The sequence below is a fragment of the Rhizobium leguminosarum genome, from assembly GCF_002953715.1.
Lineage (GTDB): Bacteria > Pseudomonadota > Alphaproteobacteria > Rhizobiales > Rhizobiaceae > Rhizobium > Rhizobium leguminosarum_V.
In genome coordinates this window covers 2,774,791-2,800,325 of record NZ_CP025012.1, presented here as the reverse complement: position 1 = coordinate 2,800,325, position 25,535 = coordinate 2,774,791, and the positions used below count along the sequence as shown (strand labels likewise).

The following is a 25,535-nucleotide window of genomic DNA, read 5'->3' as shown; positions in this document are numbered from 1 at the left end:
CGCCTAAAACCCTGTAGCGTTTTGGGATAACGACATGCATCACGTAAAGATCGAAAGCGCGTCATGTGAATCCGGTTGACATGACGCGTTTTAGCGCCTTGCACTCGCTCGCCCGGTCGGGCAGGTTGGCGGCGCGATGACGATTCAAGGAGGCCGATGTGGCGCGAAGCTACAGCGTCTATGACGTGTTCACCGATCGAAAGCTTGCGGGCAACCCGCTGGCGGTGATCTTCGACGGAGACAATCTCAGCGACGAGGCAATGCAGGCGATCACCCGGGAGATCAATCTCTCGGAGACGGTCTTCGTGCAGCCTTCGACCAACCCCGCCTATGCGGCACGTCTGAGGATATTCACGCCTGGGCGCGAGCTGCCGTTTGCCGGCCATCCCACGGTCGGCACGGCGGTGGCGCTGGCCGAACGGGCGCACGGTGCTGCGACGCGCGATCTCGTCACGGTGCTGGAGGAAAATGTCGGGCCGGTGCGTTGCGCGGTGCGGCTGAGAGAGGGCGAGGCGAGCTTTGCCGAATTCGACCTGCCGCGCAAATCGCAGCCGGCCATCATGCCGCTCGACAAGCTCGGCATCGCCGATGCGCTATCGCTGAAGGTGACCGAGATCGGTTTCGAAAATCACGTCCCGTCGGTCTGGAGCGCCGGCGTTCCCTTCCTGCTCATTCCGGTGCACGATGTCGGAGCCACGCAGCGCGTGGAATTCGATCCGCAGCTCTGGGAAAAGATCGTGCCCTTCGTCGATGGCGCGCTTGCCTCGGCCTATGTCTATTGCCGCGGCGGCGTCAACCACGTGGCAAAGTTCCATGCGCGCATGTTCGCAAGCGGCATGGGCATCGTCGAAGATCCGGCCACCGGCTCGGCGGCGGCCGCACTCTCCGGCGCGATCCACCATTTCGACCGGCTGACAGACGGGCATCACCCGATCATGATCGAGCAGGGCGTCGAGATGGGCCGCCCATCCTTCATCCACCTGCATATCGATGTCGAAGGCGGGGCGATCTCCAACGCGCGGATCGGCGGCCAGGCAGTGCGGCTGGCCAGCGGCACGCTCGACCTTTGATTTCACTAGACCGCCGCGCGTCGGATAGGCCGCGCGTCCGACAGGACGCGCTATCACTTTGAATCGGCGCATAATCCTTTCCGAAATTCGATTCCGATTTTCGGGTTATGTGCTGCATTTCAGCCATGCCGAAAAATCTTCGCGATTAACCAAAGAAATTTCGCCTATGCGCTGGACAAGCCTGCCGATCCTGTTTATACGCCCCGTCACACCGCGCAGCCAAGCGCGAACGGGTGATTAGCTCAGTTGGTAGAGCAGCTGACTCTTAATCAGCGGGTCGTAGGTTCGAGCCCTACATCACCCACCAAATCTCTTGAAAAGATTGATGTATTCGAATTCAGGCCGGATTTTCCGGCCTGCTGGAAGCAGGCGGCATCGCTAGCCTTGCCCAAAGGGCTGGCCGCAGTGATCTGCGCGCTGGGAGGGTCCCATGAGAGGCGTCATTCTAATCGTTGCCTTGTCTCTGCCGTTACCGGCCTTTGGCGCAGGCGTCATGAACGTCAAAGCGAGCGAGCATAGCTGCAGCGAGCTTACGCAGATCATCCGCCAGAACAAAAAGGTCTTTGTCCGCGTCGGTTTGGGCGGTCGCAGCTTCCGTTATCCGCCCGCCCAATGCAGCATGGGCGATAAGCGCACCACAACCAGTTTGCGCGATGCAGGTGGAAAGCAGTGCATCCTTGATTATGCCTGCGTCTTTGACCCCGCGTCGCCTTATAATTTTCCCTAGCGCATCGTGCTTTGTGCGTCCGAAAGGACGCACAAAGCACGATGCGCTTCCGGTTGAGACAGGCAGCGAGCGGGAAGTGCATGCGGCTGTGCTCAGGCGTACAGTTCGTAGGGTTTCCGGACTGGCGGCATCGGGTGCGATGCCCTAACTTCGCTCTCTCACATTCAGGAGTTTCCATGAAAAGCGTTGTTCTGGCCGTCGCAGTGTTGTTTCCGTCCGCAGGTCTTGCCGTCGAGGCGGTGGAGGTCAATGCGAGGGATCACAGTTGCGAAGAGCTTGCGCAGATCATCCGCGAGGACAAGGCGGTTTTTGTGCGGATGGGCTTTGGCGGCCGCAGCTTCCGTTATCCGCCGGCCAGATGCAATCTCGGCGACAAGTACGACACCGCACGGGTGAGGGATGCCAATGGCAAGCTTTGCCTACTCGACTACGAGTGCGTCTACGATCCGCAGTCCTTCTATAACAGGATTCCCAAATAATATCCCGATCCAGGCGTTGCCAATACGGCTGTTCGGCATGGATGACGAGGTCAAGAAAAAAGGCCGGGCGAAATTCGCACCGACCTTCCTCGACCGGTCTCGATAACGGCTGCCAGTACCTCCGTGGTCAGCCGTTAGAGACAGATTCAGTATCCCTTAAATAGGGTTTGCTTAAACATATTCAAGAGCTCGCAGCAGGAAGGAAGCCAGCACCTGGCCGGCTTCCTTCGACCGAGCAGGTGTTACTGCTGGGCAGGGGCAGCCGGCGGAGTGGCCGGTGCCGGTGCCGGTGCGGGCGTTGCGCTGTTGTCGGTCGGAGCGATCGGCTTGGCCGGCGCCGGCTCGGATTGGGTCGTGGAGGCTGTCGTGTCCGGGGAAGTGCCGGGGGTGCTCCACTGCGAATAGGCGAATGCAGCGACAGCGATCACGGCCAATGCAGCGACCCAGACAACCCACGTATTATTGCTGCGCGTGCTCGGCGTGGTGCGCAGATCCAGATTTGGGTTCAGCGGGCGGTTCGGGTCGTTGGCATTATTGGGGTCGTACGTCATGGTACTTTCTCCTCTTTCGGTGAAACAATAATGGCGAAGCGGGCTTTTTGTTCCATATGGGTGCAGGGAAGCGGTTGTTATCAGGGATTTCCGGGCTGCCGCCGGCCAGAATCGGCAGCCAATGCCGCTCGGCCCCCGAGGCGAAGGGCCTCCCACGGAAGTAAATTGCGTCTCGACATCAACATTGTGCGTGCCCGTTCGATGCAAGCGTGCGCTTGACACGACGGGGTCTGTTTGCGCATGATTTCTGCATGGGGTCGCGATCACCCCACGAGGCGTCATGCTGAAGAATCGCGTCCAGTAAAACCGATCAACGGAGGGACGCGTCATGCCGTCATTTCTCGAAATTTCTCCCGACAAGCTCAGCCGCCTCATCGGAACCCCCGGTGCGCCTTGTATTATCGATGTTCGCACTGAGGAGGACTTTGCGCTCGATCCGCGTTTGGTGCCGGGCTCGATCCGGCGCGCCCATGCCGACGTCGCGTCCTGGGTTGGCGGCGTCGATGCCGAAGCCGTCATCGTGGTCTGCCAGAAGGGCAGCAAGCTCAGCCATGGCGTCGCCGCCTATCTCCGCCATGCCGGGATCGACGCCGAGAGCCTCGAAGGTGGCTTCGAAGCTTGGATCGCAGGCGGACCGGCCGTGCCCGAGGAAAAGCTGCCGCGTCGCGACATGGAGGGGCGTACCGTCTGGGTGACGCGGGCGCGGCCGAAGATCGATCGCATCGCCTGTCCCTGGCTGATCCGGCGCTTCGTCGATCCGAACGCCGTGTTCCTGTTCGTGCCGGCACCCGAGGTTTTGGCCGTCGGCGAGCGCTTCGGGGCGACGCCCTTCGATATCGAAGACGTGTTCTGGAGCCATCGCGGCGAATTCTGCACTTTCGATGTCATGATCGAAGAGTTCGGACTGGCGTCGGAACCGCTTCTGCGCCTGGCGGAGATCGTCAGAGCGGCAGATACCGCAAGGCTCGACCTCGCGCCTGAGGCGGGGGGTCTGCTTGCGGCATCGCTCGGCCTCTCAAGGATGTATTCCGACGATCTGGAGCAGCTCGAGGCCGGGATGCTTCTCTACGACGCTTTTTACCGCTGGTGCCGCGATGCGACCGAGGAAACCCACAATTGGCCCGCGCCAAAGAAGAGGGCATGAGATGGTCGAGATGACGGATAGTGCTCCCGGCGGCAAAATGGCCGAGGAAGACGCGGGAGAGGGGCATCATCACGGCGTCTCGTTTGGCGAGGCCTTCAGGGTGTGGCTGCGCGTCGCCGCCCTGAGTTTCGGCGGCCCCGCCGGCCAGATCGCGGTCATGCACCGGATCATCGTCGATGAGAAGCGTTGGATCGGCGAGCACCGTTTTCTCCATGCACTGAACTATTGCATGCTGCTTCCCGGACCCGAGGCGCAGCAGCTCGCCATCTATATAGGCTGGCTGATGCATCGGACAGTGGGCGGTCTCGTCGCCGGCCTGCTGTTCGTGCTGCCTGGGTTCCTGTCGATCCTCTGTCTCAGCTATATCTACGCCGCCTATGGCAACGTCGGCATCGTCGCGGGCCTCTTCTTCGGGCTGAAGGCTGCGGTGCTCGCCGTCGTCGTGCAGGCCGTCATCCGCATCGGCGGCCGTGCGCTCAAGAATCGCGTCATGATCGGTATCGCAGCCGCGGCCTTCATCGCCATCTTCTTTCTCCATGTCCCGTTCCCGCTGATCGTGCTCGCCGCCGGCATTGCGGGCTTCCTCGGCGGCAGGTTCGGGCTTGCCGCCTTCCAGACGGGCGGCGGCCACAAGGCCGGAAGCGGCGCGGTGCTGTCGGATGCCGAGTCGGCGCTCGGCGAAGGCATACCGGCGCATGCGCGCCCGAATCTCGCCTGGTCACTGCGTATCTCGGCCGTGCTGATCGCCCTTTGGCTCGCTCCACTCGCGGCGCTCTACGCAACCTTCGGTGCTGACAACGTCTTTACCGAGATCGGCCTGTTCTTCAGCAAGATGGCGGTCGTCACCTTCGGCGGGGCCTATGCCGTGCTTGCCTATGTCGCTCAGGAGGCCGTGCAGCATTTCGGCTGGCTGAAACCTGGCGAGATGCTGGATGGTCTCGGCATGGCCGAGACGACGCCGGGGCCGCTGATCATGGTCGTCCAGTTCGTCGGCTTCATGGGTGCCTACCGGGATCCGGGAGCGCTGAACCCGATGCTTGCTGCAACGCTTGCGGCGATACTGACGAGCTGGGTCACCTTCGTGCCCTGTTTCCTGTGGATCTTCCTCGGCGCGCCGTTCATCGAAAAACTGCGCGGCAACATCGCGCTCGCCGGCGCGATGTCGGCCATAACGGCGGCGGTGGTCGGGGTCATCCTCAACCTCGCTATCTGGTTTGCCCTGCATACGCTGTTTGCCGAGGTTGCGACCGTCCCCCTGGGCGGCTTGCGGCTCGATATCCCCGTGCTGCAATCGGCCGTGCCGGCGGCAATGGCGCTGTCTGCCGCCGCTGCCGTCGCGATCTTCCGCTTTAAGGCTTCCGTGATCGCGACGCTGCTAGCCTGCGCGGCCGCAGGGATGATCTGGACGCTGGCGGTGAATTAGAGCGCTGTGCGTCCTTTCGGACGCACAAAGGATGCTCTAACACTTTGAATCTACGCATCGTGCTTTCCGAAAATCGCTTCCGATTTTCGGGCCGATGTGCTAGGCCTCCGCCCCATCTGCGGGAATGCGCGTCGCGAGCATCTTGTCGATGCGCATGCCGTCCATGTCGAGCACTTCGAAGCGCCAGTTGTCGAAGACGAAGGTTTCGCCGGCTTCGGGGATGTGCTGGAGTTGATGCAGCGCGAAACCCGCCAGCGTATGGAAATCGGCATCCGGACGATCGCGCAGGCCCAGCCGTTCGAAGGCGTCGAAGGCCGGCATCATCGCATCGATCAGGAGCGACCCGTCTTCCCTGACGACGATGTCGGGCTCTTCGTTGGATCCCGGCAGATCGCCGGCGATGGCTTCGAGCAGGTCGGTCTGGGTGACGATGCCTTCCAGGCTGCCATATTCGTCGATGACGATGGCGAGGCGAACGGGTGAGGCCTTGAAACTGTCGAGCACGCGGACGACCGAGGTGCCCTCATGCAGCACCAGCGGCTGCTTGATCACCTCCATCGGTCGGACCTTGCCGCCATCAAGAACCTGGTCGAGAAGATCCTTCTTCAACACCATTCCGATCGGCTCGTCGATCGAGCCGCGGGCGACCAGCAATTGTTCGTGGCTGCATTCGCGGATGGTCTTCAGGATTTCGGCCTCGCTGTCGTCGGCGTCGAACCACTCGATATCGAGACGCGGGGTCATGATGTCGGAGATCGGCCTGTCGCCGATATTGAACACCCGCTCGACGAGCTGCTGCTGCACCTGGTTGAGAAGGCCGGCCTCCTGGCTCTCGGCGACCAGCAGCTTGAGCTCCTGCGGCGAATGGAACGACGATTCGCCGGTTCCGGCGCGAAGACCCACACCCCGCAGCACCATGTTGCCCATACCGTTCAGGACAAAGATCGCCGGCTTGAACAGCACCAGGAACAGACCGAGTGGGCGCACCACGGCAAGCGAAGTGGCCTCGCTGCGCTGAAGCGCCAGACTCTTCGGCGCGAGCTCGCCGAGCACGATATGCAGGGCCGTGATGATGACGAAGGCGATGACGACGGCAACAGTATGCGCGCCCGCCGTCGCCCATTGCCCGGGGAGCCAGGACAGCAGCGGCTCAATCAAGTGCGCAAGCGCCGGTTCTCCAACCCAGCCGAGGGCGAGCGACGAGATGGTGATGCCGAGCTGGGTGGCTGCAAGGTTGGAGTCGAGATTGTCGACGGCGCGCTGAAGTGCCGAGGCGTTCATGCGGCCTGCCGCAGCGAGTTCGGCGACGCGGCTACGCCTGACCGACACCAGGGCGAATTCGGCGGCAACGAAGAAGCCATTGGCGGCGACGAGAAGAAACACGGCTAGTATCCCAACATAGTCGGAGAGCCCGCCGGCGGAATCGGACATGTTTTCCCTGCCTTCGAATTGATGGGAATCCGAAACTACACGCTCGCACACCGGTGGCAAGGCGTTCCGGCTAGTCCTGGGGCGAGAGATGCCGAAGCCGGGCTGCCGCAATCGAAATACTGCGTCGGTTTGCGATGCTGGCCGCAAAATGCGTGGCAAACCGCATGACCGAGATCATGCGTGCGGTTCACCGATGCGAAGCGTAAAACGCTTGGTGAACCGCATGACCGACGTCGCCCCATTCACCTCTTGGGCGCTTCGAAGAGTTCGATCGGGTTCCCGGCCGGATCATCGAGCAGGATCTGCTTGCCGCCAATGCCCTGCACGATCTCGTTGCGGAAGCGCGCACCGGCTTGGCGCAGTGCGGTGACTTTCGCCTCCAGGTCTCCGACCTCGATCTGGATACGATTCCATCCGCCAGGCTCCGGCTTTCGCCCGTCGGGCATTGCTTGAGATGCTCCGCCGGGTCCCGTCATGCCGCTGACGAACAGACGAAAACCGTCCTTGGTCAGGATGGCGAAACTCGGCGCGGGACGAAGTGCGACGGAGAAGCCGAGATGTCTCGTGTAGAATTCCACTGCCGCGTCGACGTCGTCGACGATGTAGCGCATGCTGATACCGGGCATGTTTTCCTCCATTGTGGTCTTCGTTGTGTTGATCTGATCGTCCCCTCGCGGGGGACATCCTGAACTCTCCTGTTCCCAAGATGTGTCGCTTCGAAACTCGATTATGCGCCCGTTTCAAGTTTTTTTATGTATCTCGTTATGCCAAATCGCTGAGCACCTTTAGGCGAGACTAGATCGAATCGAGAGCATGCCGCCTGTCGCCAGCAGCAGGAAGCCAAAACCTCGATCACCGTGTATAAGTTTAATCTAAAATATAAACTTCGACCCGTAGCTATCGGATTCCATTACAAAAGTTTAATTTTTATTTCAGTTTCAGTTCATCTTTTCGGCCCTAGTTTGGTCTCGTGCCCAACACGAGGAACCCCACATGAAAAAGATTTTTGCAGCTCTTCTTTCGGCCTCCTTCCTTCTTTCCCCGATGGTTGTTTCCCAGGCCAGCGCCGACGATCATCGCCGTCCCCACGTCGTCGTGCAGAAGAAGGTGGTCGTCCGGTCGCATTGGAAGAAGGGATACCGCGTCAACGCCAGCGAACGTCGCCGGTTCTCCGATGTCAACGACTACCGCCGCTACCGGCTGGCGCCTCCGCCCCGCGGTTATCGTTGGGTGCGGGCCGATAACGACTACCTGCTGATCGGCGTCACCAGCGGCATCATCTCCAGCATTATTGCCGGCCGTTGAGCGGTCGATAAATGAGGAAAGGGCGGCTTCGGCCGCTTTTTTGACTCTGGGAGGGGCGCCTAGCCGTTTCGCACCCTTCCTCCTCTCCTTCACTCCTGTGACGAGCATAGGAATGAAGGAGAGGAGGAAGAGCCGGCGGCGGTTATGACCCGCTTTAGGGTTGCCTGCCTGAAGGCATGACCCGTTCGGCAATGATGCCGAGAGAACCTCTTGGTCTTCCGACTTCAGCGTCGGTGTCCTGCCCGTGCGTCAGCGGATGAAGCCCTTCGATCGGCGGCAGCGGCTCGCATTCGGTGCAGACGCAGAAATAGCGTTTGATTGCCTTCGCCTTCATGCCGCCTGCCTGGCCCAGCTGGCAAAAGGATCGGGCAGGTCGCGCCAGCGCTCGGGCGCGAAGGTATCCGTGCTGACAAGACAGGCATCGAGTTCTTTCCTGATCCAGGCTTCGTCCATCGGATCGGCGCCGATGAAGACGATTTCCTGGCGGCGGTCGCCCCAAACGGGGTCGAGATAGGGGCCGATGGCGCGCATGAAGGCCGGTTCCTCAGGCCATTGTTCGCGCGGCACTGCCGCCCACCAGAGGCCCATCTTGCCGGTGCGCACGATCGCGCCCGCCTGGCTGATCTCGCCGACATGGTGCGGGCGTGTCGCCAGCCAGAAGAAGCCCTTGGCGCGCACGACGCCTGGCCATGGGCTGTCGAGGAAGGCCTGCAGCTTTGCCGGATGGAAGGGCCGCTTCTCACGATAGACGAAGGAGCGGATGCCGTATTCCTCTGTCTCCGGCACGTGGTCGCGGAAGCCGTGCAGCTCCTTGTACCAGAGCGGATGGGTCTCGGCCTTGTCGATATCGAAGCGGCCAGTGCCAAGCACGTCTTTCAGGCCGACCTTGCCGAAATCCACCTCGATCAGCCGTGCATCCGGGTTGAGGCCGGTAACGATCTTGCGCGCGGCGTCGCGCTCGTCCTTGGCTGCCGTGCCGATCTTGTTCAGCACCACGACATCGGCGAATTCTATCTGCTCGACCAGCAGGTCGACGATGGTTCTGTTGTCGCCCTCGCCCGCCGATTCACCGCGGTCGGCGAGAAAGTCGGCCGAGGCATAATCGGCAAGCAGATTGGCAGCGTCGACGACGGTCACCATGGTGTCGAGCCTTGCGACGTCGGAAAGGCTTTGGCCATTCTCGTCGCGAAATTCGAAGGTGGTGGCGACGGGCAGGGGTTCGGCGATGCCGGTCGATTCAATCAAGAGGTAATCGAAGCGGCCCTGATCGGCGAGCTGGCGGACTTCCTTCAAGAGGTCGTCGCGGAGCGTGCAGCAGATGCAGCCATTGGTCATTTCGACCAGCTGCTCCTCGGTGCGGGAGAGATTGGCGCCACCGTCGCGCACCAGGGCGGCATCGATATTCACCTCGCTCATGTCGTTGACGATAACCGCGACGCGTAAGCCTTCGCGATTGGTCAGCACATGGTTGAGCAGTGTCGTCTTGCCAGCGCCGAGGAAGCCTGAAAGCACCGTGACGGGAAGTCTGTTATCCATGAGAACCTCATAAGATCTTAATTAATGTTATATCATTACATACATTGTGCCGAAAAAAGACGGAACGGGGTTGTCCGCCTCTTTCCGCCTCAGCTCTCCGGAGCGTCGCGTGTCCGGCAGGACGCGCGGAGCGGCGCAAGAGTCATGCGCTGGAGAGGCAGTCCTTCATGCTGTTGGCGATGCCGCGCATGAGGGTGAAGTAGAGATCGGGACCGGCCTTCAGTGTTGCCGCTTCGGGATCGAGCACGCCTGACTTGGCGCGCGTGCCTTCGATGACGACATTGACGAGGCGCGGCTCGAACTGCGGTTCGGCAAAGACGCAGGTGGCGCCGAGTTCACCGACCTTGCGGTGGATTTCCGAAACACGCTCGGCGCCGGGAATGGTTTCCGGGCTGACGGTGATCGAGCCGGCGACGCGGATGCCGTAGCGGTGCTCGAAATACTGGTAGGCATCGTGGAAGACGATGAAGGGCTTGCCCTTGACGGGAGCGACGACACCCTTGATCTCGGTGTCGAGCGCATCCAGCCTGTCGTCCAGTGCCTTGGCGTTGCCCTGATAGGTCAGTGCATTGGCAGGATCGGCGGCGACCAACGTCGTGGTGATCATCGCCGCCATGGCCTTGGCGTTCATCGGGTCGAGCCAGAGATGCGTGTCGAATGTGCCGTGGTCGTGGTCAGCTTCGGCGCCATGCGTGGCTTCGGCGTGATCGTGTTCGTGCTCTGGGGTGGCGGAAGCACTGTCGTGCTCGTCGCCGTCGTCATGCGGCTCAAAGGCGCCGCCTTCGCGAAAGGGCAGTTTGACGAGGCCGGGGGCATTGTCGAGTTCGGCGATGCTGGCATCCCGACCGAGCGCCTGCAGCGGCTTTTCGAGAAAGGCCTCGAGGCCGGGGCCGACCCAGAAGATCACCTTGGCCTCCTGCAGGGCGCGGGCATTCGATGGCTTCAGATTGTAGGTATGCGGGGAGGCCGCGCCATCGACGATCAACTCGGGTTCGCCGACCCCCTGCATGATCGCCGAAACCAGCGAATGGATCGGTTTGATCGAGGTGACGACGACAGGCGCGTCGGCTGCTCGCATAATGCCGGCGAAGAGAAGGGCGGGGATTGCGAGGGCCGGGATTGCGAGGGCCGGCATTCTGAGGGCCAGGATTCTAAGGGCAGGCCCCAAGGCACGTTTCATCAGCAGGCTCCGCTTGAATTACAATTGTTATGTTATTACATCAATTGCGTTATGCTATAACGTGTGCAATAGCAGGACGCAACAGCACTTTCGGAAAATTTGATGCTCTCTCCCGCAAAGACCCCCGCTGGTATCAGGGCCGAACCGCTGGTTTCGCTTGAAGATGTCGGCATTCTGCGCAACGGCCGCTGGCTTGTGCGGGGGGTCGATTTTTCCGTCGCGCGCAGCGAGATCGTCACGCTGATCGGGCCGAACGGCTCGGGCAAGTCGACCAGCGCCAAGGCAGCGATCGGTGTGTTGAAGCCTGATGAGGGCAGGGTGGAGCGCAAGGCCGGCCTCAAGGTCGGCTATGTCCCGCAGAAGCTGTCGATCGACTGGACGCTGCCGCTTTCGGTGCGCCGGCTGATGACGCTGACAGGACCGCTGCCGGAGCGCGATATGCTCTCGGCGCTCGAATCCGCCGGCATTGCCCATATGCTCGATGCCGAGGTCCAGCATCTATCCGGCGGCGAATTCCAGCGGGCGCTGATGGCGCGCGCCATTGCACGAAAGCCCGATCTGCTGGTGCTCGACGAGCCAGTGCAGGGGGTCGACTTTTCCGGCGAGATCGCGCTCTACGACCTCATCAAGTCGATCCGCAATGCGACTGGCTGCGGCATCCTGCTGATCTCACACGATCTCCACGTGGTCATGGCCGAGACCGACACCGTCATCTGCCTCAACGGTCATGTCTGCTGCCGCGGCACACCCGAAGCCGTCAGCCGCAGCCCGGAATATGTGCAGCTGTTCGGCAGCCGGGCGGCGCAGACGCTTGCCGTCTATAGCCATCACCACGATCATACGCATCTGCCGGACGGCCGTGTGCAACATGCCGACGGCACGGTGACCGATCATTGCCACCCCGATGATGGCCATCATGCGCATGACGGTCATGAACATGGTCACGATCATGCCGACCATGCCCATCCGCACACGCATGCGGAGGGAGAGCGCCATGCTTGACGATTTCTTCGTGCGCGCCATCCTTGCCGGCGTTGGTCTGGCGCTGACGACAGGGCCGCTCGGCTGCTTCATCATCTGGCGGCGCATGGCCTATTTCGGCGATACGATCGCCCATTCAGCGCTGCTCGGCGTCGCACTGTCGCTGCTCTTCGAACTCAACCTGACGCTGGCTGTCTTTGCCGTCGCCGCCCTTGTGTCGGTGCTGCTGCTCTTCCTGCAGAAGCGCCAGGCGCTGTCGGCCGATGCGCTGCTCGGCATCCTCTCGCATGCCACACTGGCCATCGGCCTTGTCATGGTCGCCTTCATGAGCTGGGTGAGGATCGATCTCATCGCCTTCCTGTTCGGCGATATCCTTGCCGTTTCCACGACCGACATCGCGCTGATCTGGGGCGGCGGGCTGTTCGTGCTCGTGGCAATGGCCTGGCTCTGGCGGCCGCTCCTGGCCGCGACCGTAAATGCCGAGCTCGCCGAGGCCGAGGGGCTGAAGCCGGAGCGGGCGCGGCTGTTCTTCATGCTGCTGATGGCCGTGGTCATCGCCATTGCCATGAAGATCGTCGGCATCATGCTGATCACCTCGCTGCTGATCATTCCGGCGGCTGCGGCGCGGCGCTTCTCGCCGACGCCGGAAATCATGGCGGTGCTCGCCTCGCTGATTGGAGCGGTCGCCGTCGTCGGCGGGCTGTTCGGCTCGCTCACCTACGACACGCCGTCGGGGCCCTCGATCGTGGTCGCGGCGCTGATCCTCTTCATTCTCAGCCTGCTTCCCGTCAGGCGCCACCGCGCGGTCATGCAAGGACAAGGCTCATGACGACACCGCAATTGACCAAGAACCAGTCGCTGGTCTTCGACGTACTCGAAAAGGCCGAAGGGCCGCTCAGCGCCTACACCATCCTCGATAAGCTGCGCGACCACGGTTTTCGCGCGCCGCTGCAGGTCTACCGGGCGCTGGAGAAGCTACTCGAATATGGCGTCGTGCACCGGCTCGAAAGCATCAATTCCTTCGTCGCCTGCGCCCATCCGGGCGACGACTGCCACAGCCACGGCATCGTCGCCTTCGCCATCTGCGAAAGCTGCGGCCAGGTGATGGAGTTCCACGACCACGAGGTCGACCACCGGCTGATGGAATGGGTGCGGGGCCAGAAGTTCAAGCCCGAAAAGACGACGATCGAGATCCGCGGTTTGTGTGAGGCCTGCGCGGCGTAAGCTTCCTCGCGTTCGCTAGACGATCGCCTCGCGGACTATTGCGATGGCAGAGCCCGCCGGGTCCCGACGGTATTAGGAGCGATCACAAAGCGATCGGGTTAGTCCGGCTTAGATTCAGAGCCGCCCTTGCCGGAACCGTCATTGCCGCCCTTGCCGGGCGTGCAGGCGAGTTCTCTTGAACTGAAACTCTCGAGGCGGCACGCTCGCCGCTGGCAAGTGCAGATCCCGGCGCTATCTTTGCCGCAGAACTAAAGCCAGGGACGATCGCGTGACGAAAACCGAACTCGCGGAGATATATCGCGGCTACATTGCCTGCCTGAACAGGCAGGACTGGCCCAATCTCGGGCAGTTCGTCGGCGACGATGCAGTTCATAACGGTCGGCGCCTTGGGCTGTCGGGCTACGTCGCCATGCTCGAGCGGGACTTCGATGAGATTCCCGATCTCTATTTCAAGGTGCTGATGCTCCTTTGCGATCCGCCATACATCGCCTGCCGGCTCGGCTTCGATTGCAGGCCGAAGGCAAAATTCCTCGGCCTCGATGTGAACGGCAGGCGCCTTTCCTTCACCGAGAACGTCATCTACGAATTTCGCGGCGGTAGGATCGTCGAGGTCTGGTCGGTCATCGACAAAGTGGCAATCGAAGCCCAGCTTCGAGGTGGGCAGAGGCCCAACGAGATGGAGTGATTGTCGTGTTCGATGCAGAGAGCCTCGTCCCTCGTGATAAGCACGACATTGCCGCTCTTTCTGGTATCGAGAGCGCTGGTTATCCTGCGATCGCTCCGATCCTTGATGACTTGCTGGCGTGGACCGCGGACGGTAACTGGCCTATTGCCCAACCCCTGGCTCGTTTTCTCGTCACACTTGGAGAGCCAATTGTTGATCCGCTGTTGCGTGTTCTCCGAGGAAAGGATTCCTCTCAAAAGTATTTCTGCTTTCAACTGATTGTCGAAAAACTGTCGGTCGAAGTTCTTCGAGCGCTTGAGAACGACCTCCAGAGGCTGGTAGATCGACCGAGCAAGACGGACCAGTTGGAAGGGGTGGACAAGTTGGCCCGTGAAGCGCTGCAGCGCTTGTATTTATAGCGTCTAGCAGCGCTTTTGCTTTGTCTTCTCAGGCCAAGTTGAGGATGAATGCCATCAATCTGATTTGGAGGCGCGATTTTGGTGCGCTCTTGATCAGATGATGGCGACGCGTTCGCCGAAGGGCGTATCGTCGTCGAAATTGCGGGTGCCGATCCGATCGCTTTCGCCTGACAAGACCGGCTGTTCCGCCCGTTCGCCGGGCTCTTCCCCTTCTTTCGATGCCGCATGCCCGTGCCGCTTTTGCGGATTCTCCTCGTTTTCGACGATCAGATCCGCGTGCGGGATGAGACCGGTTGCGGCTTCCTTCTCCGCGGCTTTCTTCGCTGCCAACTGATCGGCGGTGATCTGCGACTGGCGGGCGGCGACCCAGGCATTGTCCGGTTCGGAGCCGATCGAGGTGCTGGTGCCGACCTTGGTGGGTTCGGACGGCGCGGTGGCGGAGATGGGGTTGATCGCGTCGACCATGAAATTCTCCTGCGGTGACCAACTGGCGAAACAGCCGGCCGTTTCGTGGGATGAAAAACGGCGCGGTCTTCGGACCAATCAGGGAGACATATCGAGCCCGCGCCGAAAAACACAAGGGGACATCGACGTGACCGCCACCTCGGACAATGACGAAATCGGTAGCAGGTTGCGGGAAACTCGACGAAGAATTGTGCGCGCAAGGGGGTGCTCGACGCGTGGTTAATGTAAGAATCGGAAACACTTTGTGACTAAGTGTCTCCAAAAGCAGCGTTTTTTGACTTGCTGCGCGCGAAGACATGACGGATATTGTTTAAACGTTGAGGAAGCCGTCATGATTAGAATGATTGAAAACCCTGCCGAACTGGCTGGCGAGGATATCACCGGCAAATATATTCTCCGGAGGCTGAACTATCATTGGTTCGCTTACGGCAAGGCAGCTATCGTGACCGCCTGCAAGGGAACGATCCTGCATCTCGAGCGGGAAGAGACGGTCTATTCCGAGCGTTGGGCCCGCCGCGCCTATACGGGCACCGGCAAGCGTTATCCCGGCGGCATCTGTCCCATTTCGGCGGTCGCCTGCGTTTGCGATACGCCGGATGACGTCAATGCCGTCATTCAGCTGGATGTCGAAGCACAGGACGAATTCTATCAGCTGATCGCCAAGGCCGAAGCCAGGGTTCAGGCTCTTGCCTCATCCTCGCGAAACAGCCAGTTTCTGGAAGCCGCCGAGTAGGCGGTTCTTACCGAAATCTGCCCTCAGCCATCATTGCTGCGACGGCAGAATTTCTCCGATATCTCGAATGCTGGATTCAAAAGCGTCGCTGCGATCAAGGGCAGCTTTCGTTCGCTACGCTGCCATTGGGGTGCGTTCCGTCTCTTCAACCCGGTGCGGTCGTATTAGACTTCGGCGCCATCCGTTGGGAGCGGACAGCTCGTTCCTGGTGAACGGAGAGCGGTCATGACAGAGCGAGACACTCGGCCCAATCACTTGTTCGCAGCGGCGGCGCCATCGCTCGGCTCGCTCGCCGTCACCATTGCCGTGATGTTTGCCGCGCTATTCTGGCCGGCCGGTACGCTTGACTGGCCGCGTGGCTGGATCTTTCTCGGCCTCTTCCTTGCACTGACATGTGTCGCGTTCATCTGGATCTGGCGGACAAATCCGGAGCTGTTTGCGGCGCGCAGCCGATATCAGAAAGGCACCAGGCCCTGGGACGCCGTGGTGGCGACGCTGACAATCATTCTCTTTGCCGCCATTCTTCCGGTCGGCGCGTTCGACGACGGGCGTTTCCATTGGGCACCGCAACCCGGTTGGGTCGTTCTCATCGGCTATCTCCTGATGACATCAGGTTATCTCGGCCTAACCTGGGCGCAATCGGTCAACCGGCATTTCGAGCCGACGGTGCGCATCCAGACCGACCGCGACCACAAGGTCATCGACACCGGACCCTACGCCGCCATCCGCCATCCCGGATACGCAACCGCTATTGTGCTCAGCGTCGGCATGGCGCTGTCGCTTGGATCGCTCTACGCGCTGATCCCCGCCGGCCTGCTCATCATTGTCCTCTTCGGCCGTACGCTCGGCGAGGAAGCCGAACTGCGTAAGGGCCTCGAAGGTTATGCGGACTATATGGCGCGTGTGCGCTGGCGGTGGATTCCGGGAGTCTGGTGAGCGGAGAGGGTGCTTCGCCACCCGCCGCCGAGTTACCCAATCACCCGATCTGCCTGAGATCCCTGGCGAAGCGTTGCCAGTTGGCGACGTAGTTTTCTGCCGAGCGACGGATGGCTTCGATTGCCGCCTCGTCGAGCACGCGCACTGCGCGGGCAGGTGCTCCGACGATTAGGGAGTTGTCGGGGAATTCCTTGCCCTCCGTCACCAGCGCATTGGCGCCGACGAGGCAGTTGTTGCCGATCTTCGCACCGTTCAGGATGGTCGCACCCATGCCGATCAGCGTGTTGTCGCCGATGGTGCAGCCGTGGAGGATGGCGTGATGGCCGATGGTGCAGTCTTTGCCTATCGTCAGCGGGAAGCCCATGTCGGTATGGGCCATCACGCCTTCCTGGATGTTGGTGCCTTCGCCGACGGTGATCTTCTCGTTGTCACCACGCAGCACGGCGCTGAACCAGATGCCGACATTCTCGCCGAGCTCGATCTGGCCGATGATATTGGCGTCCGGTGCGATCCAATAGAGGCCGGCGGCGGGCAGTTTCGGCGTCGATCCGCCAAGCGCGTAGACGGGCATCGCTTTCTCCTCAGACGACCTCGACCGATAGGGTGGCGACGCCGTCGATGCCGCAATTGATGCGATCGCCCCTGGCGACTGCGCCGACGCCGGCGGGCGTGCCGGTCATGATGATATCGCCAGGCGCGAGGGTGAAAAGCTTCGACAGTTCGGCGATGATCTCCGGTACCTTCCAGATCATCTGGTTGAGATCGCCGTCCTGCACGCGCTTGCCGTTCTGTTCCAGCCAGATCTTGCCTTGAGCGAGGTGGCCGAGGCGGCTTGCGGGGATGATCGACGAGACAGGGGCGGAATGTTCGAAGGCCTTACCGACCTCCCAGGGACGACCGAGCTTCTTTGCCTCGCCCTGTAGGTCGCGGCGGGTGAAATCGATGCCGACGGCATAGCCGTAGATGCAGTCGAGCGCGTCCGCGGCCTTAATGTTCGCGCCGCCCGATTTCAGCGCCAGCACGCACTCGACCTCGTAATGCACGTCGTTCGACAGCGGCGGGTAGGGAAAGGCCTTGCCCGCCGGCAGCAGGTTGTCGGCATTCTTCTGGAAGAAGAAGGGCGGCTCGCGGCTGGGATCATGGCCCATCTCGATTGCATGGTCGGCATAGTTACGCCCGACACAATAGACGCGGCGCACCGGAAAACGTTCGGCGCTGCCCTCGACCGGCAGCAACACCGGTTGCGGAAGCGGGATGACGGTGACGGGATCGGACATTGGTGGGTTCTTCCTGTTTACGAGTCTTGCGCCATCTTAGACGCAAAACATCGCGGCGGGAAAGCCGTCCTTGGCGTCCGGCTTCGGCGCATTGACGCTGTCGCGGTCGCGGGTTAACCTTGGCCATGAGCAGGATTTTTGTAGTTTCGATGACGTCTACGACCACCGCGCCACGGTGGGTGGTAGACGCGTGAACTGAAATCCGTTCATCGCTGCTAAGACCAACCCGCCGGAGACGAGCGGGTTTTTTGTTCCCGCCCGTGTCCGCATTCGAGGACGAGATCGTGGACGATATCCAGAAGCATATTCTTGCGGAGCGGGCGCTGGCCGCTGCCCGCCGCTGTGTCGCCAGCCGCTTTGCCGGGGCTGCTTTCACTTATGTGGCCGGTTCCATCATGCGCGGCGAAGGGACCGCGTTTTCGGATATCGATCTGGTTGTCGTGTTCCCGTCGCTCGAAAAAGCCTGGCGGGAATCGTTCACTGAGGAAGGTTTCCCGGTCGAGGCCTTCGTCCACGATCCGCAGACGCTGGCGCATTATCTCCATCAGGATGCCGAGAGCGGCTATCCGATCATGGCCAACATGGTCGCGACGGGCTGTATAATGGGATCGGATATCGACAGCGCGCGCATCATCCAGGCAAAGGCGGCAAGTATGCTGGCGGCCGGACCCAAGCCTCTTGCCGGGGCAGACTACGACTTGCTGCGCTATCAGGTCACCGATCTGGCCGACGATCTGCGCGGAACGCGCCCGCCCGAAGAGATCGCCGCCATCGCCGCGCTGCTCTATCAGAAGCTCGCCGACCTGATCCTCCTCGGGCGTGGCGCGTGGGCTGGCCGGGGAAAGTGGGCGCCGCGCATGATGAAGAAGCTCGACGCGCAACTGGCAGCCGAATTCAACGCGGCGTTCAGACTGGCGGCAGCGGGGGATGGCATCCGACTTCTGGCTTTGGCCGATCGGGAGCTTGCCCTACATGGCGGCCGCTATTTCGAGGGATACAGGCAGGATGCGCCGCTGGAAGCGCGCCGCCTGGAATAATTTGGTATCAGTCACATTGCCGCGTTTTGAAAATTGGATGGCAGATGCTTGAGAACGAATTCAAGGGTGCCTTGCCGTCGGCGGTAAGGCGTGCCGCCAGGTTGCGCCTCAGAATTCCCGTGGAACGGGATATCGATTTCCTGAACCGACTTTTTTCGCGGCCGGAATTGGTCGCACACCGACCGGTGCCGCGCCCGGACTCACCGGAGGAAAGTGCAGCGCGGCTTGCGCGCGACATCGGGCATTGGAAAGATCACGGGTTTGGGCGCTGGGCCGTTGAGGCGAACGGTGCGTTGATCGGTTTCGGCGGCGTGACCGTTTCCAAGGAATTCGACGGCCTCAACCTTTCCTATCATCTGCAACCCGAGAGCTGGGGGCAGGGATATGCCACGGAATTGGTGAGGGAAGCCCTGGTGTTTGCCTTTGATGATCTGCATGCGGAGCGGGTGATCGGATTGTTTCGTACCGCCAATGCCGCTTCAATACGCATTCTCGAGAAATGTGGCTTCAACTTCGAGCGGGAGGTGATCCTGCATGGCGCGCCGACCAACATGTACGCCCTCGGGGAATTTCGGAGTTAGCCACCAAACGCCTCCAGCCCTTCCTTGCACGGTTTGGGATGGCGGGTCGCGCCATTTGCGGTCATCGTGATAGCTCGCAAGCCAGATTGTTCGACACGAACGATCTTCTATGAAGCAGTTTGCTTGTTTCAAGTTGTGTAGCGCGAGCTTGAGACACCGCTTGAAGTGGGAGATGGAATGAAGGCAATTATAGCCACGCTAGTCTTTTCGTGCTCAATCTCATGGTCGAGTTTGGCGACAGCAGAAACGGTTAAGCTGCAGGTCGCGGGTGGAGAGATAGCTGCGCCGTCAAGCCAAGGGGATCGAATTTGGCTAAATCTTATGTCGGACAGCTCCAGAGATTTGTCTGAGTTCACCGTGCGCCACGTCGGTAAGGACATAGATGTCCTAATCAACAAAAACGTTGTCGTATCGCCACACATCAATGACCCGTTTCTATTTTCTGGACAGCCGCTTCACATTGCAATTCCGGCAAGCGCAACGGGCGTTGAAAGCATGGAGGCGATCGAAAAATTGGTTTCCGGAAAGTTGATCCTCGAAGTTAGGTCCCATGACTCTCAATAGCCCGAGGCGGCACCAAAGAGCGGCATTCTCTCACGGAAGTTGAGTGGCCATAGTTTCCTAAAGGCCTACATCAGTGGCCGTTTTGGGCAGGCAGAAAGCCGATGACCGTCATTCCTGGCCGTCGGCAGCCAGGGCATCGAGGACGATGGCGTAGTAGAGGGCAAGTTCGGGGATCTCGGCCGCCAGCCTGTTGAAGGCGAGGTCGAGCCGCGTCAGCGTGCCGGCATATTTGGCTTCGATAAAGGACTGGTGGGCGGCGAGGGCTTCGGCTTCGGCCTTGTGCACGACGGTATAGACCGGCGAGGGCGCGGTGCGGCCCTTGACGATGATGCGGTCGAGTTCGACCACGATGTAGGTGCCGGCGACCAGCCTTGCGGTCTCCTCGCCGAGCAGCAGCGCCACGCCATAATTCTTCGAGGCGCCTTCGAGGCGGGAGGCGAGGTTGACGCTGTCGCCGAGGCAGGAATAGTCAAAGCGGCGGGTCGAGCCCATATTGCCGACGATGCATTCGCCGGTGTTGATGCCGACGCCCATCTTCAACACATGTGGCCTGCCGCCGCGCGCTGCCGCCTCTTGCTCGAGCTCGCGGTTAAGGCTCGATATCGCCGCCTGCATGGCAAGCGAGGCTTTGACGGCGTGCAGGGCATGATCGGGATCGTCGAGCGGCGCGTTCCAGAAGGCCATGATGCAATCGCCCATATATTTGTCGATCGTCCCGCCATGGTCCATCACCACGTCGGAAAGCGGCGTCAGCAGCCGGTTGATCAGGCCGGTCAGCTGCTCTGGGTCGTCCTTCAGCGTCTCGGCGATGGTGGTGAAGCCGCGTACGTCTGAGAAAAGCACTGAGAGGGTGCGCCGCTCGCCGCCGAGCTTCAGCTGCGAGGGATCGCTCGACAGGCGCCTGACGAGATCGGGCGAGATATATTGGGCAAAGGCGCGGGTGATTTGGCGCTTGTTGCGGCGCTCCTCGGCAAAATCGAAGGCGGCCTGGCCGAAGACGACAGAGATATAGGCGACCGTCGGGCCAAGCGGCGAGACGAAGATATGGGCTAGCCGCATACCGGCGGCACTGACGGCGGCGAAGGCGAGCAGCGCCGCCGCGCTCGTCACGATCGTCAGCCATCCCGTCGAGCGCCAGACGGTGGTGGCGGCCAGCAGCACCGATATCAGGATGCAGGCAGCGACCGTCGGCAGCCGGGCTTCCGCGATCGACAGGCCGCTGCGGATATTGTCGTAGATCGTCGCCTGGATCTCGACGCCGGAGACGAGCTTGCCGGTATGAACGGTGTAGGGCGTCGCAAAGGCATCGACGCCACCCTTGTCGATCGCCGGCGCATTCTGCAGGCTGAGGCCGACGAGCACGACACGGTCCTTGAAATAATCCGGCGGCAGCAGGTTCTGCGGGTCGAGCGCCTGGTAGTAGGAGACGGTGGGATAGCTGCGGGCCGGGCCGAAGGACTGGATGAGCCGGCCAGCGGGCAGAGTCTCGGGGGCCACGCCGGCGACCTTGGCCAGCATGGCGGCAAAGCCGTCCTCATAGCCCGGAATGCGCCGGAAGGTGCCGTCGCCGCTGAGTTCGACGGAGGCGATGCCAGTCACGGCACCTGCTTCGGTCAGCTGCGGCAGCGGTGTCGCACGGATCAGTTGCGAGGCCTGCGGCGTCTCGATCAACGTCTCGTCGCCGGCCAGGACGACATCCGGGCCTACGGCGCCGGTGATCTCGTTGTCGTTCTCCGGGGTCGAGGGTTCGGCCAGGATGATGTCGAGGCCGATGACGCTGGCGCCGGCGGCGCGCAGCTGAGTGACGAGTTGGGCGTGAAGGCTGCGCGGCCAGGGCCATTGCGCATTGATGTCGGCAAGCGAGGGTTCGTCGATCGCGACGATGACGGGTCCGCCGGGTGGCGGACGGGGATCATCGATGGTCGAGAGATAGTCGAAGCTTCTGAGCTCCAGCAGCGACCAGGCAGGCAGGCGCGACAGGAGCGAGATGGCGACCAGGACGGTAAGCGACAGCACCAGCAGACGGAGGCGGCGGCTTTCGGCCTGTCCGCCGGCCGGTCTGAGCTGCCGAGGCTTTTTCTGCGCCCGCATCAGAAGCGGACTTTGAGCGTGCCCTTGAAGGCGCGGCCCCAGCCGGGAACACCGGGGGTGATCTCGAAGTCCTCGTCGAGCAGGTTATAGGCGGCCGCCTCCAGCTCGATGCGCTTGTCGAACGGTTCCCAGACCAGGTGGGCGTCAAGGCTCCAGTAATCGTCGAGCTTGGTGCCAAACCGATTGCCGTCGCGCTCGCCGATATAGTTGGCGGCGACCGTCGCCTTGACCTTGGCTTCGTTGACCCAGGTCAGCGCAATCTGTCCGGAATTCTGCGGTATGAAGGGAAGAGGGCCGCCATAGATCGGCTCGAGCGGATCCCTGTTTTCCGAATCCATATAGGCATAGGTAGCCGAAAGGCCGAAGCCATGGCCGAGCACGACGTTTGCCGTGACGGCAGCGCGATCGATGCTGCCGCGCGAGATCGGCAGGCTGGTGTCTGAGGGAAGCGAGATCAGCGGAAAATCGATCGAGAAATCATGCAGTTCCTGGTGCTGATACTCGACGGAGGTGAAGAAGCGGTCGGTCCATTCGGCATCCCACTGCAGCGCGACCGTATCCGTGTAGCCCTGCGGATTGGCGGAAAACTGGTTGGCCTGAAGCCCGAGGACGCCGATGGGGGCAAGGGTCGGAATTCCAATATCAAAGCTCTGACGCATGAAGGCAGCACGCAGCCAGTGGTTTTGAACCGGCGCCCAGGCGAGGCCGAAGCGCGGCTCCAGCCGGCTGATATCGATGCCGTCGCCCTCCAGGCGCGTGGCGAACAAGGCGTATTCGCCCTTGAGGTCCGGCGTGATCTCATGCAGCACATCGAGATAGCCGCGGCCGATATCGATGGTGTTCTCGGTACGATCGGGAGGAGCTGTCAAGCCCAGGAGTGTCGCATCGACGGTGCTGTTGGCATCCATCCAGCCGCCTTCGATGCCGTAGCGAAATGTCAACGGTCCGGCACCTATGGAATGGCTCAACGCGCCGATGTAGGTTTGGGATTCGGTCTTCTGAGTGACGTTGGTAAAGGGTATGATAAAGGGAACCCCTCTGCCGATAAACACTGGGTCCAGGTCGACATCAAGCACGCTGCTCGTATTCGATTTGCTTCCTGAATAAAGCAGTGCTCCATTCAACACGTTTTCATAGGCAAACGTGTGGCTCCAGCCGATGCCGGCATATGTGCTTTCTCGTACCGTCTCCTCTGTTGTGTAGAGAGGCAGCGGGACAGGCACACGGAACACGAGTTCCATGAAGCCGGTGTTTGACGATAACGCGTTTAGAGTTCCGTCATTCTTGCCGTGGTTGACGAAGGCTACCACGCGATCATCAGGCGTGACCGTTGCCGTCAGATAACCGTTGGCGCTCAGCAGCTTGTTATCCGTCTGGACACCGCCGAAATCCCGATAATCGCGGTCGAGCGCCAGCTCTTCCCAGGTCAGGTTGCCATAGAAGCTGATCGGAATGGTCTCGTTCGAATAGCCTTGGATATCGGCTTCGCCGATGCGCCTCGTGTGGCCGTCGACGCTGTTGATGCCGCCGCCGAGCGAGCCTTCGATGAAGGGCACATCGAACAGGGTTACCGAGCGCGAGCGGCCGGAAAGCATGTGCGGCGAAAGCAACAGGCCCTGGATGAAGGATGAGTAGCTCGACGCGTTGCCGCGGTTTTGGATGATATTGTCGTCGCTGAAGCTGGTCGCGTTGACGAAAGGAAAGATGCTGCCCTTGATCGACTGATCGATATAACCGGTGCCGTTGAAAGGATCGAAGACGGCATCGCCGTAATAGCGGCCCCAGGCATCCAATCCCTGCAGGCGGAAGGCGTCGTTCAGTGTCGAACCGGCACTCGCATTGGCGCCGAGGCCGCTGTAATCGCCGCCGCGGGCGCGCGAGCGGCGCAGGAATTCCTGCGCGTTGCGGATCGCGCCATCCGCATCGTAGTCGTCGATATCGATCGCGGTGCGGAAGGACGAGATGACCGGATCGTCATCGTCGAGACGGTTGGCGTTGTCGAGCGCCTGCTCGGACGGAAGCCGGTCGCCCTTTTCGTAATGGGCGGCGGCAAGCATGAACTGTGATTGCGAATGCGCGGGATTGGCGGTGCTGGCGGCGAGCAGGTCTGCCAGCGCCTTGTCGCGCTCGCCGGACTGCAGGTAGTAGCGGCCGCGGGCAAGCAGGGCGAGATCGAAAGACGGATCGAGCGCGATCGCGGTGTCGATTTCGCGCTTGGCCTCCTTCATGCGCGCTTGGTCGAGATAGAGGATCGCCAGGTTCGCGTGCAGCAGCGGGTCCTGCGGATCGAGCTCGATTGCCTTCTTGAAGGCCTCTTCCGCTTCGCCATTGGCATTGCGCGAACTCTGCAGCAGGCCGAGCGAATTCAGCGTGCCTGATGCGCCGGGGGCAAGCGCGATGGCGCGGTTCAGGTCCGCGAGAGCGCCGTTGATATCGCTTTCATAGGTTGCCTTGTAGCCGGCGCGGGCGGAGAGCGCCATCGGATGGTCGGGGTCGAGCGCCAGTGAGCGTTCTATCGCTTCCTTCATCTGCTCACGGTCGTCGGTGAGTTCCGCCAACTGGGCGCGGACCGCCGGCAGGGTCGGATCATCGGGATAGCGCTGTTCCGCTTTCTTTATGATCTCGAGCGCTGCGCGCGGGTTTTTCAGGAAGCCTGTCGTATAGGCTTCCATGATCGCGCCATAGGGGCCGGTGGTGTTAGCCGGCGGCGGTTCGGCATGGGCGGGATCGGCCAGCGAACGGGCGAAATAGCCGCCATATTGCGCCAAATTGCGGCGTGTCGGGTCGAGATGCGGCAGGGCCTTCTGGAAGAGCCTGGCGGCATCGCCATAACGCTTTTCCGAGCCGGCGATGGTGGCGTCGATCAGGTCGACGCGCGCTTGCTGGGCTGCTGTCAGTTTGCGGCCGCGGATATTCTTCAGCGTTGCGGCTGCAGCCTGGCGGCCATCGAAGGCGCTCTGCACTTCGGCAAGTTCAAGCCAATCTTCGTTGGTGCGGCGCTCCGGCAGCAGCGCCAGCAGGCGGCGACGTTCGGTCGCCATCCGGTCGGCCCGCAAAGGCGAAGTCGGCATCAAGTCGAAGCCGTCGCGCAGGTCCAGATAGAAGAGCATCTGTTGGCGGTCATCGGGATTGACGCTGATGATCTTGCTCGGCGCTTGGCCGATCGTGGCGACCGCCCCTTCGCCCTCGTTCACCTCGACGCTGCCCTGCGGGTTGGTGAGCGCCACGCGGCCTTCGAGCACGATCATCGAGGTCTTGTTGCCTTCGACCGTCATGGTCCAGTCGGTGCCGCGGATGGCGGCCGCCGCCGCCGGCGTCTCCACCGTCAGGCCCTGGCCGCCGCGCTCGGCGCGCGCCCAGATCGTTCCTGATTGCAGTTCCAGCGTCGTGTCGCCGCTCGCGGCCATCTTCTTGACCTGCAGCGAGGAATTGCGGCCGAGGCGGACCTGGGTGTGGTCGGAAAAGACGATGGCGAGCTGGCCATTGGCGTTGGTGCGCAGCACGTCGCCGGTCAGGAGATCCTGATGGATATCAACGACGCGCCAGTTCGACACGTCGATAAAGCGGACTTCCTCGCCGGTCTTGCGGGCGATGACGGATCCGGCGACCGGGGTCGCGCGCTGCACGGGATCGGCCATTGCCGGCGGCCCGAAAGCAGGCAGAGCAAGCGCCAGCGCCACCCCTGCGCGAAAGATGTGTTTGGAATGCCCCCGCATG

The 25,535-nt window shown here is 61.5% G+C and carries 27 protein-coding genes and 1 tRNA gene; 17 read left to right on the top strand and 11 right to left on the bottom strand.

The annotated features are described in order from the left end of the window. Positions 1-158 precede the first annotated feature (158 nt). From CUJ84_RS14210 to CUJ84_RS14195, 4 genes are all read left to right on the top strand, one after another. Positions 159-1,070 carry a PhzF family phenazine biosynthesis protein gene (locus tag CUJ84_RS14210; protein ID WP_027683847.1) on the top strand — a complete coding sequence of 304 codons (912 nt, stop codon included), beginning with the start codon at positions 159-161 and terminating at the stop codon, positions 1,068-1,070. 231 nt (positions 1,071-1,301) lie between these two features. Next, positions 1,302-1,377 (top strand) — tRNA-Lys (locus tag CUJ84_RS14205). A gap of 123 nt (positions 1,378-1,500) precedes the next feature. Continuing rightward, complete coding sequence (locus CUJ84_RS14200) at positions 1,501-1,797, top strand: hypothetical protein (RefSeq protein ID WP_105006699.1); 297 nt, start codon at positions 1,501-1,503, stop codon at positions 1,795-1,797. 176 nt (positions 1,798-1,973) lie between these two features. After that, positions 1,974-2,276: a hypothetical protein gene (locus CUJ84_RS14195; RefSeq protein WP_105006698.1), complete on the top strand. Its 303-nt coding sequence runs from the start codon at positions 1,974-1,976 to the stop codon at positions 2,274-2,276. Between the two features lie 242 nt (positions 2,277-2,518). Here the strand turns inward: CUJ84_RS14195 and CUJ84_RS14190 are convergent, their stop codons facing one another. After that, positions 2,519-2,827 carry a hypothetical protein gene (locus CUJ84_RS14190; RefSeq protein WP_105006697.1) on the bottom strand — a complete coding sequence of 103 codons (309 nt, stop codon included), beginning with the start codon at positions 2,825-2,827 and terminating at the stop codon, positions 2,519-2,521. Positions 2,828-3,155: 328 nt separating this feature from the next. On the opposite strand from CUJ84_RS14190, the gene CUJ84_RS14185 reads away from it, so the two are divergent. Beyond that, on the top strand, positions 3,156-3,971 hold the full coding sequence (locus tag CUJ84_RS14185) for a chromate resistance protein ChrB domain-containing protein (protein WP_105006696.1): 816 nt from the start codon (positions 3,156-3,158) through the stop codon (positions 3,969-3,971). Between the two features lies 1 nt (position 3,972). Continuing rightward, positions 3,973-5,394, top strand: coding sequence for a chromate efflux transporter (chrA, locus tag CUJ84_RS14180; RefSeq protein WP_105006695.1), 1,422 nt, complete (start codon positions 3,973-3,975; stop codon positions 5,392-5,394). 99 nt (positions 5,395-5,493) lie between these two features. Here the strand turns inward: chrA and CUJ84_RS14175 are convergent, their stop codons facing one another. Together CUJ84_RS14175 and CUJ84_RS14170 are read right to left on the bottom strand one after the other, a co-directional pair. Then, positions 5,494-6,825, bottom strand: a complete 1,332-nt coding sequence (locus CUJ84_RS14175; protein WP_027683853.1) for a hemolysin family protein — start codon at positions 6,823-6,825, stop codon at positions 5,494-5,496. Between the two features lie 242 nt (positions 6,826-7,067). Beyond that, a complete protein-coding gene (locus CUJ84_RS14170; RefSeq protein WP_020050706.1) occupies positions 7,068-7,451 on the bottom strand; it encodes a VOC family protein in 384 nt (127 codons plus the stop codon). Positions 7,452-7,818: 367 nt separating this feature from the next. Here CUJ84_RS14170 and CUJ84_RS14165 point away from each other — a divergent pair, with 367 nt between their 5' ends. Continuing rightward, complete coding sequence (locus tag CUJ84_RS14165) at positions 7,819-8,130, top strand: RcnB family protein (RefSeq protein ID WP_003560769.1); 312 nt, start codon at positions 7,819-7,821, stop codon at positions 8,128-8,130. Positions 8,131-8,284: 154 nt separating this feature from the next. Here the strand turns inward: CUJ84_RS14165 and CUJ84_RS14160 are convergent, their stop codons facing one another. The 3 genes from CUJ84_RS14160 to CUJ84_RS14150 all read right to left on the bottom strand — a co-directional run bounded on the left by CUJ84_RS14160 (position 8,285) and on the right by CUJ84_RS14150 (position 10,846). After that, on the bottom strand, positions 8,285-8,464 hold the full coding sequence (locus CUJ84_RS14160) for a hypothetical protein (protein WP_105006694.1): 180 nt from the start codon (positions 8,462-8,464) through the stop codon (positions 8,285-8,287). After that, positions 8,461-9,666 (bottom strand): zinc metallochaperone GTPase ZigA, encoded by a 1,206-nt coding sequence (zigA, locus tag CUJ84_RS14155; RefSeq protein WP_105006693.1) that lies wholly within the window; start codon positions 9,664-9,666, stop codon positions 8,461-8,463. Before zigA ends, CUJ84_RS14160 begins: the two co-directional genes overlap by 4 nt. 142 nt (positions 9,667-9,808) lie before the next feature. Further along, positions 9,809-10,846: a zinc ABC transporter substrate-binding protein gene (locus tag CUJ84_RS14150; protein ID WP_105006692.1), complete on the bottom strand. Its 1,038-nt coding sequence runs from the start codon at positions 10,844-10,846 to the stop codon at positions 9,809-9,811. A gap of 102 nt (positions 10,847-10,948) precedes the next feature. On the opposite strand from CUJ84_RS14150, the gene CUJ84_RS14145 reads away from it, so the two are divergent. From CUJ84_RS14145 to CUJ84_RS14125, 5 genes are all read left to right on the top strand, one after another. After that, entirely contained in the window at positions 10,949-11,848 is a 900-nt protein-coding gene (locus CUJ84_RS14145) for an ATP-binding cassette domain-containing protein (protein WP_105006691.1), read from the top strand. Then, positions 11,841-12,656, top strand: a complete 816-nt coding sequence (gene znuB / locus CUJ84_RS14140) for a zinc ABC transporter permease subunit ZnuB (RefSeq protein WP_105006690.1) — start codon at positions 11,841-11,843, stop codon at positions 12,654-12,656. Before CUJ84_RS14145 ends, znuB begins: the two co-directional genes overlap by 8 nt. Beyond that, a complete protein-coding gene (locus tag CUJ84_RS14135; protein WP_018074265.1) occupies positions 12,653-13,051 on the top strand; it encodes a Fur family transcriptional regulator in 399 nt (132 codons plus the stop codon). Before znuB ends, CUJ84_RS14135 begins: the two co-directional genes overlap by 4 nt. A 268-nt stretch (positions 13,052-13,319) precedes the next feature. Beyond that, positions 13,320-13,736, top strand: a complete 417-nt coding sequence (locus CUJ84_RS14130; protein WP_105006689.1) for an ester cyclase — start codon at positions 13,320-13,322, stop codon at positions 13,734-13,736. A gap of 5 nt (positions 13,737-13,741) precedes the next feature. Then, positions 13,742-14,134: a DUF5071 domain-containing protein gene (locus tag CUJ84_RS14125; protein ID WP_105008195.1), complete on the top strand. Its 393-nt coding sequence runs from the start codon at positions 13,742-13,744 to the stop codon at positions 14,132-14,134. A 93-nt stretch (positions 14,135-14,227) separates the two neighbouring features. Here CUJ84_RS14125 and CUJ84_RS14120 read toward each other — a convergent pair whose 3' ends face one another. Continuing rightward, positions 14,228-14,599, bottom strand: coding sequence for a hypothetical protein (locus CUJ84_RS14120; protein ID WP_105006688.1), 372 nt, complete (start codon positions 14,597-14,599; stop codon positions 14,228-14,230). Positions 14,600-14,930: 331 nt separating this feature from the next. Here CUJ84_RS14120 and CUJ84_RS14115 point away from each other — a divergent pair, with 331 nt between their 5' ends. Both CUJ84_RS14115 and CUJ84_RS14110 read left to right on the top strand, forming a co-directional pair. Continuing rightward, positions 14,931-15,332, top strand: coding sequence for a hypothetical protein (locus CUJ84_RS14115; RefSeq protein WP_105006687.1), 402 nt, complete (start codon positions 14,931-14,933; stop codon positions 15,330-15,332). Positions 15,333-15,557: 225 nt separating this feature from the next. Next, positions 15,558-16,268, top strand: a complete 711-nt coding sequence (locus CUJ84_RS14110; protein WP_105006686.1) for a methyltransferase family protein — start codon at positions 15,558-15,560, stop codon at positions 16,266-16,268. 40 nt (positions 16,269-16,308) lie between these two features. Here CUJ84_RS14110 and CUJ84_RS14105 read toward each other — a convergent pair whose 3' ends face one another. After that, positions 16,309-16,839, bottom strand: coding sequence for a gamma carbonic anhydrase family protein (locus CUJ84_RS14105; RefSeq protein WP_105006685.1), 531 nt, complete (start codon positions 16,837-16,839; stop codon positions 16,309-16,311). Positions 16,840-16,849: 10 nt separating this feature from the next. Further along, entirely contained in the window at positions 16,850-17,545 is a 696-nt protein-coding gene (locus CUJ84_RS14100; protein ID WP_105006684.1) for a fumarylacetoacetate hydrolase family protein, read from the bottom strand. 284 nt (positions 17,546-17,829) lie between these two features. Here CUJ84_RS14100 and CUJ84_RS14095 point away from each other — a divergent pair, with 284 nt between their 5' ends. The 3 genes from CUJ84_RS14095 to CUJ84_RS14085 all read left to right on the top strand — a co-directional run bounded on the left by CUJ84_RS14095 (position 17,830) and on the right by CUJ84_RS14085 (position 19,727). Beyond that, complete coding sequence (locus CUJ84_RS14095; protein WP_105008194.1) at positions 17,830-18,582, top strand: nucleotidyltransferase domain-containing protein; 753 nt, start codon at positions 17,830-17,832, stop codon at positions 18,580-18,582. A gap of 44 nt (positions 18,583-18,626) precedes the next feature. Then, positions 18,627-19,163, top strand: coding sequence for a GNAT family N-acetyltransferase (locus tag CUJ84_RS14090; RefSeq protein ID WP_105006683.1), 537 nt, complete (start codon positions 18,627-18,629; stop codon positions 19,161-19,163). A 177-nt stretch (positions 19,164-19,340) separates the two neighbouring features. Then, positions 19,341-19,727 carry a hypothetical protein gene (locus CUJ84_RS14085; protein WP_105006682.1) on the top strand — a complete coding sequence of 129 codons (387 nt, stop codon included), beginning with the start codon at positions 19,341-19,343 and terminating at the stop codon, positions 19,725-19,727. Positions 19,728-19,835: 108 nt separating this feature from the next. On the opposite strand, the gene CUJ84_RS14080 is transcribed toward CUJ84_RS14085, so the two are convergent. Continuing rightward, positions 19,836-21,818, bottom strand: coding sequence for an adenylate/guanylate cyclase domain-containing protein (locus tag CUJ84_RS14080; RefSeq protein WP_105006681.1), 1,983 nt, complete (start codon positions 21,816-21,818; stop codon positions 19,836-19,838). Continuing rightward, a complete protein-coding gene (locus CUJ84_RS14075) occupies positions 21,818-25,534 on the bottom strand; it encodes a FecR domain-containing protein (protein ID WP_105006680.1) in 3,717 nt (1,238 codons plus the stop codon). Before CUJ84_RS14075 ends, CUJ84_RS14080 begins: the two co-directional genes overlap by 1 nt. Position 25,535 lies beyond the last annotated feature (1 nt).